The 4924-nt window shown below is 63.9% G+C and carries 4 protein-coding genes and 1 pseudogene; 3 read left to right on the forward strand and 2 right to left on the reverse strand.

All coding sequences use genetic code 11. The features are described from left to right. Positions 1-405: pseudogene (locus tag AC1VAN_RS11320) on the reverse strand (DNA polymerase III subunit beta); the annotation flags it as partial. Between the two features lie 276 nt (positions 406-681). Next, positions 682-2013: a chromosomal replication initiator protein DnaA gene (dnaA, locus tag AC1VAN_RS11325; protein WP_025875573.1), complete on the reverse strand. Its 1332-nt coding sequence runs from the start codon at positions 2011-2013 to the stop codon at positions 682-684. Between the two features lie 254 nt (positions 2014-2267). On the opposite strand from dnaA, the gene rpmH reads away from it, so the two are divergent. The 3 genes from rpmH to yidC are packed head-to-tail and all read left to right on the forward strand — an operon-like array spanning position 2268 to position 4623. Continuing rightward, positions 2268-2408 carry a 50S ribosomal protein L34 gene (rpmH, locus tag AC1VAN_RS11330; protein ID WP_006404565.1) on the forward strand — a complete coding sequence of 47 codons (141 nt, stop codon included), beginning with the start codon at positions 2268-2270 and terminating at the stop codon, positions 2406-2408. Positions 2409-2413: 5 nt separating this feature from the next. Continuing rightward, positions 2414-2908, forward strand: coding sequence for a ribonuclease P protein component (gene rnpA / locus AC1VAN_RS11335; RefSeq protein WP_025875580.1), 495 nt, complete (start codon positions 2414-2416; stop codon positions 2906-2908). Next, complete coding sequence (yidC, locus tag AC1VAN_RS11340; protein ID WP_025875582.1) at positions 2908-4623, forward strand: membrane protein insertase YidC; 1716 nt, start codon at positions 2908-2910, stop codon at positions 4621-4623. The genes rnpA and yidC overlap by 1 nt, the downstream gene beginning before the upstream one ends. Positions 4624-4924 lie beyond the last annotated feature (301 nt).

Raw genomic sequence — 4924 nt, forward strand, 5'->3', positions numbered from 1 at the left:
CTTCAGGGTTGCTTCGCCGATCGCAACACGCTCGGTGGCTTCCACTTCGTCCACCGACGGGAAGTCGTTGGAGGGCAGGGTGGCCAGGGTGAAGCGGCTGCGTCCTGCCTGCACGGTGATCTTGTCACCGGTCTGCGAGACGGTGATCCGGCTGCCATCAGGCAGGGCGCGGATGATCTCGAACAGCTTGCGGGCGGGAATGGTGGTTTCGCCGTCCWGGGCATCTTCAACCGCGATCCGCGACACCATCTCCACTTCCAGGTCGGTACCGGTCAGCGACAGCTGGCCGTTCTGCACCTGCACCAGGAAATTGGCCAGAACCGGAAGGGTCTGGCGGCGTTCGACCACGTTGACGACCTGTGCCAACGGCTTGAGAAAGGCTTCGCGCTGCAGTGTGAAACGCATGTGGTTCCGTGCCCCTATGCTTTAAAAAAATGTGGAATAAATCAAAAGCTTGGTGGTGCTGGTAGAGCCAGAATCGCTGGAAAACACAGCTAAGTCTTTGTAAACAAAAGGGTTTCAGGCTTCGAAACCCTCTGCATTACCAGCCCCCAAGGGGTGGGGAAAGCTGTGGATAAATCTTCCGGGAAATCCAACGGCATTTTTATCCACACCCTGTCCCGCGCTTGCTACCGGATTCTGCACCGTTTTATGCGGTGACGCCTCATCGGCGTACGTGCATCATTCGCTCAGCTTCCGGATCAGCTTGTCCCAGTCCTCGCGGAGCTTGCCGTCGGCTTCCATCAGGGTGCGGATCTGCCGGCAGGCATGCAGCACCGTGGTGTGATCGCGACCGGCAAAGGCGTCGCCGATTTCGGGCAGGCTGTGTTCGGTCAGTTCCTTGGTCAGCGCCATGGCAACCTGGCGCGGCCGGGCCAGCGACCGGGTCCGACGCTTGGACAGCAGATCCTTGATCTGCAGCCCGTAGTAATCGGCAACGGTTTTCTGGATGTTGGGAATGCTGATCGCCTGCTGCTGAGCGCGCAGCAGGTCGCGCAGGGTTTCCTGGGCGAATTCGGTGGTGATCGCACGGCCGGTGAAATTGGCGCGGGCGGTCAGGGTATTCAGCGCACCCTCGAGGTCGCGCACATTGGAGCGCATCTTCTTGGCAATCAGGAACGCAACGTCATCGGGAATCTCGGCACCACGCTCGCGGGCCTTGGCCAGCACGATCGCAGCGCGGGTCTCGAAGTCCGGCGGCTCGATGGCGACCGACAGGCCCCAGGCAAGCCGCGACTTCAGGCGCGCTTCCAGGCCTTCGACTTCGCGCGGATAGCGGTCGCAGGTCAGGATGATCTGCTGCTTGCCATCGAACAACGCGTTGAAGGTGTGGAAGAACTCTTCCTGGGTGCGATCCTTGCCGGCGAAGAACTGGATGTCATCGATCAGCAGCGCGTCGACCTGCTGGAACTGGCGCTTGAACTGATCCATGGTCTTTTCCTGCAAGGCCCGGATCATCGCGCTGAAGAACTGTTCCGAACGCAGGTACAGCACCTTGGCGGCCGGATTGGCCTGACGCATCGCGTTGCCGGCGGCGAACATCAGGTGGGTCTTGCCCAGGCCGGTGCCCCCGTACAGCAGCAGCGGATTGTGCGCGCGGTCGCCCGGCTTCTGCGCCGCCTGGAATGCTGCGGCCAGGCCCAGCTGGTTGCTGCGGCCTTCCACGAAGTTGGCGAAGGTGTAGTGGTTGTCCAGGTTGCCGGCAAAGGGAACCTGCGGCTGCACCGGCGCCTGCGCCGAATGGCTGGAAACCGGYGCGATCTGCGCGTCCACGGGCCGCGGACGCGAGCCGATTTCAAGAAATACGTCGCCGAAACCGGCAAAGTGGGTGACCAGCTCGCGGATCCGCGGCAGGTACAGTTCGCGCACCTGATCGACAATGAAGGCATTCGGTGCATACAGCACCAGGCTGTCAGCGCGCAGATCTGCCTGCAGCGGCTTCAACCAGGTGTGAACATCCTCGGGCGGGAACTCCGCCTCGAGTCGCTCGAGACTACGTGACCAGGCATCCATCAGCAATAATTGTCCGGTGGCCGATGCATAGGCGCGAAAAGGCGCCCAAACACAGGCCTGAAAGGGGGGAAATGGATGGCTCAGCCTACCACCGAGCGCCCGCCTTCGGAATGCTTGTCCCCTACTTATTCACAAAAAGATCCACAGCTATTGCACAGCCCGGTGAATTGGCGTAGCAGACAGGGGTTGACGGGAGGGGGGACACCTCTCTAAAATTTCCGGTTCTTTCCGTCCCATTCATACGAGAGGCCCACATGGCCACCAAGCGCACCTTCCAGCCCAGCAACCTCAAGCGTAAGCGCGACCACGGCTTCCGTGCCCGTATGAAGACCGCTGACGGCCGCAAGATCCTGTCGCGTCGCCGCGCCAAGGGCCGCAAAGTCCTGAGCGCCTGATTGCCATGCCGCATCCAGCGGCAGACGCAATCCATTCGACAGTGAATACTGCAGACCCGCGCAAGCGATTCCCTCGCTCTGCGCGGGTTCGCACGCGTGCCGAATATTCAACGGTCTTCAACGGCGCCCGCCGTGTGTCCGATCCGCTGATGACCCTGCACTGGCTACCGGCTGACCGGCCGGCCAGGCTGGGTCTGGCGGTTTCCCGCAAGGTCGATCCTCACGCCGTTGGGCGTAACCGGATCAAGCGCGTCCTGCGCGACGCCTTGCGTCAGACACGAACCGACATACAGCCAGGCGACTTCGTCGTCGTGGCTCGTACTGCTGCGCGTCATGCCAGCAACGAAGATATCCGCCAGGCCTTCCTGCGCCTGCTGCGGCGCCTGCGCGCATTGCCCGCGCCGGGCGTGGACGGCACAATGCCGCCGCCTGATGGCATTGCCATTTCCTCCGTCACCGAGCCGGCACCGCGTCCCGGCCCCGCTGAGCCTGCCTGCTGATGAACCAGACCCGTGTTTTCCTGATCTTTGCCTGGCTGATGGTGGCCGTGCTGCTGTGGATGGAGTGGAGCCGTGAGAAGTCCGCCCCGACCCCGGCGCCGACGACCAGCTCGGCCCCGGCCGCCGCCCAGAGCGTCCCCGGCGCGTCCCCGGGCAGCATCCCCAGCGCGCAGGTTCCCGGTGCCCCGGGTCAGGCCGCTGCACAGGCCCAGGCCAGCGCCACCCCGTCCGCACAGACCGTGACCATCACCACCGACGTGCTGCGCCTGAAGCTCGATGGCGGCCGCGTGCTCGACGCCGAACTGCTGCAGTTCCCGCAGAGCAAGGACGAAGGCAGCCCGCCGGTGCGCCTGCTGACCGAAGATCCCGCGCATCCCTACAGCGCGATCAGCGGCTGGGCCAGCGAAGACAAGAACACCCCGGTGCCGGGTGCCGACGGCTTCAAGCTGGTCGGTGACACCCGCGACTTCGTGCTGGCCAAGGGCCAGAACGAACTGCAGGTTCCGTTCGTATGGACCGCCGACAACGGCGTGACCATCAAGCGCACCCTGATCGTGGGCCGCAACGAGTATGCGATCCGCTTCAAGGATGAAGTCAGCAATGCCGGCGCCGCGCCGTGGAACGGCTACGTCTACCGCACCCTGGACCGCAGCCCGACGATCCTGTCGCGGAGCATGACCAACCCGGACTCGTTCAGCTTCAACGGTGCCACCTGGTACGACAACGACAAGAAGTACCAGCGTCGTGCGTTCAAGGATTACCTGGACGATGGCGCGCTGAACCAGAACATCACCGGCGGCTGGCTGGCGATGCTGCAGCACCACTTCTTCACCGCCTGGATCCCGCAGAAGGACCAGACCGCCCACTACGTGCTGTCGCAGGTGGCCGGTCGTGACCTGATCGAAGCGCGTGGCCCGGCCTTCACCGTGGCCCCGGGCCAGTCCACCAGCACCGAGGCCCGCCTGTGGGTCGGCCCGAAGCTGGTCAACCTGATCGCCAAGGAAGACGTGCCGGGTCTGGACCGTGTGGTCGACTACAGCCGCTTCTCGATGATGGCGGTGATCGGCCAGGGCCTGTTCTGGGTGCTCAACCAGGTGCACAAGCTGGTGGGCAACTGGGGCTGGGCCATCGTCGGCCTGGTGGTGCTGCTGAAGATCGTGCTGTACCCGCTGTCGGCGACGCAGTACAAGAGTGGCGCCAAGATGCGTCGCTTCCAGCCGCGCATCGCACAGCTGAAGGAACGCTATGGCGATGACCGCCAGAAGTTCCAGACCGCGATGATGGAGCTGTACAAGAAGGAAAAGATCAATCCGATGGGCGGCTGTCTGCCGATCCTCATCCAGATGCCGATCTTCTTCGCCCTGTACTGGGTGCTGGTGGAATCGGTCGAACTGCGCCAGGCGCCCTGGTTCGGCTGGATCCAGGACCTGACCGCCCGTGACCCGTACTTCATCCTGCCGGTGATCAACGTAGCGGTGATGTGGTTCACCCAGAAGCTGACGCCGGCACCGGGCATGGACCCGATGCAGCAGAAGATGATGCAGTTCATGCCGCTGGTGTTCGGCGTCATGATGGCCTTCATGCCGTCCGGCCTGGTCCTGTACTGGGTGGTCAATGGTGGACTGGGCCTGCTGCAGCAGTGGTGGATGACCAAGCGCCACGGCAGCGATCCGGTGCCGGCCACGGCAGCCACCGCTCCGGCCAAGAAAAAGTAAGGCGCGTCTGCGCCGACGGGTAGAGCCGGCCGCCGGCCGGCCGGCCCAGCAAAGGCCCGCCGCAAGGCGGGCTTTTCGCATGCGGCGTTAGAATCGCCGGCACACCATTCCCCTTTGTTCGAGTCCGCCATGCCGCGTGCGCCGTCGTTCCGCCTGCTTCTGCCCAGCCTGCTGTTGACCCTGCTCGTTGCTGGCTGTGGCGACAAGGACGCGCAGGCACCGGCGGCGGTTACCCAGCCGAGCGCACAGGCTGCCGCTGCCGCCGACCCGGCCGCCGCGCCGTTGCTGGGCGCATTGCAGA

The sequence above is a fragment of the Stenotrophomonas sp. 05L44_2 genome (assembly GCF_056665995.1).